The 1,838-nt window shown below is 45.9% G+C and carries 2 protein-coding genes; both read right to left on the bottom strand.

Annotated elements, in window-relative coordinates; all coding sequences use genetic code 11:
- Window positions 1-39: 39 nt before the first annotated feature.
- Window positions 40-1,482: a proton-conducting transporter membrane subunit gene (locus RJ60_RS12575; protein WP_099828492.1), complete on the bottom strand. Its 1,443-nt coding sequence runs from the start codon at window positions 1,480-1,482 to the stop codon at window positions 40-42.
- Window positions 1,479-1,838: sodium:proton antiporter (locus RJ60_RS12570; protein ID WP_099828491.1), on the bottom strand; the 360-nt coding region annotated here is incomplete at its 5' end. The genes RJ60_RS12575 and RJ60_RS12570, both read right to left, overlap by 4 nt.

Below are 1,838 nucleotides of genomic sequence, written 5' to 3'. Positions count from 1 at the left end.
CGCCTACAAAGACGATTATAGCGGAATCGATACTCCTTTTCAAGAGGAGAGGATTATTGCCAGCACGATCGAAATAAGAAAGAGTATGAGATAAGAAGAAAGTGCCGAATCGATTCTCTCGAAGTAAACCGGCAGAGGTCTAAGGAACTTGCGCAGCAGAAGATACCCCGCCATTCCCGCGATAACGGTAAGTAATGATTCGAACATGTATATTTCGAAACCGATGATCCCGTGTATTATTATGACTCCGGACAAGATGGAGTAAGCAGCAACGGTATTCGCGGCCGGCCAGGAGGAAGATTTACCGGGTTTGAGAAAGATAAACTTCGAGAAGCTCATTGCCGTTCCAGCGGAAGCAATAAGAAGCAGGATCTTCAATGAGGGACAACAAGCGCCGTGTATGATGATCTCTTTAGTTACACACCCGGATGTCATAGGAAATCCCGCTATAGCAAGCGAACCGATCAAAAGAAAGGCATACTCGACTTTTGTGATCTTCCCCGACCACTTTGAATACTCCTTTGTACCAAGTCTAGCCGATATATTCCCGACGACCAGAAAGAGTAGCGTTTTGAATATTGCATGGCTAAAGCCGTGCCAGGCAGAGGACTTGTCACAGTTTACGAGCATGAAGCCAACTTGAGATATAGTATGGTATGCGAGGACCCTTTTGGCGTTCTTTGAATTGACGGCGAAGATAACGCCGACAATTGCGCTAACGATGCCGATTATCATATAGGTATCTCTCATCCAGCCGAAAGAGGAATACGTGATGAACCTTATAGACAGGTACACGTCAAGCTTGACAATGAGGCCGGATAGTATTGGAGAGACTTCTATGGGCGCATTGGAATGAGCGTCTGGAAGCCACATGGAGAAAAAGAAAAGGCCGGACTTCACGGCCAGTCCTCCGAAGATCAGAACGGTTGCGATAGTTGAAACCTGTTCCAGACTATCCATCGCAAATGAACCCGTCTCCATATAGACAATCCCGATTCCCAGTAGATAGAAGTTCAGCCCTAGGGAAGAGAGGAGCAGATACTTAAGGCTGGCCCAGGCCTGACGGGGCTTTTTCTCGTAGGAAATCAGAATGAAGGAAATAATCGACGCGAGTTCTATGGTTACGAAGATGCTGAAAAGGTCCCTCGAAAGGAATATCGAATTCAGAGTTCCATAAAGTATGAGGATCAAGGCGTAGAAGAAGCCGTCATAGCCTCTCTTGATAGAATTCAGGATCACCGCAAGCATCACGATGAATGTAGACAAAAGAAAGGGAATTGCGAATTCATCGACAGCCATACCGATTCCAAGCGAACCCCACTTTCCAAGAATAATCGAAGCATCTTCAAAGATAACGAAAGGAAGAACGCTTCCACTTGCAAAAGTAGTCACAATCGCTACAATCGGACTGACCGACTTCCTGTCTTTCAGCACCAGACAGACAATTCCTCCCAGGACGGGCAGAAAGACGAGCGCGATCACTGTTTCTCCCTCTCGAAGATCATTTCGATCGTCTCAACGTTCATTGTGTGGTATCTGTTGTATATTATGATCGCGAATACGAGTGAAAGACAAAGCAGGGCAAATGATATCACAATCCCTGTGATTATGACTGCTTGAGGTATGGGGTCGGCGTAGAAAGCACTCGAAAAATCGCCGCTGACTATGGGAGGTATTATCCCACTTCTTGCTGAGATTCCTGTGTACATGAGGTTTATCGAAGTCTCCACAATACCTAAAGAGAGAATCTTCTTTATGAGGTCCTTCGAGAGAATCATGCCAATCGTCCCCACGAGCATTCCCAAAATTGAGAAATAGATTACGATAGTTCCTGTCAT

The organism is Mesotoga sp. B105.6.4 (assembly GCF_002896535.1).
Lineage (GTDB): Bacteria > Thermotogota > Thermotogae > Petrotogales > Kosmotogaceae > Mesotoga.
The sequence above is the reverse complement of the archived record's forward strand: the minus strand, read 5'-3'. Positions and strand labels throughout refer to the sequence as shown.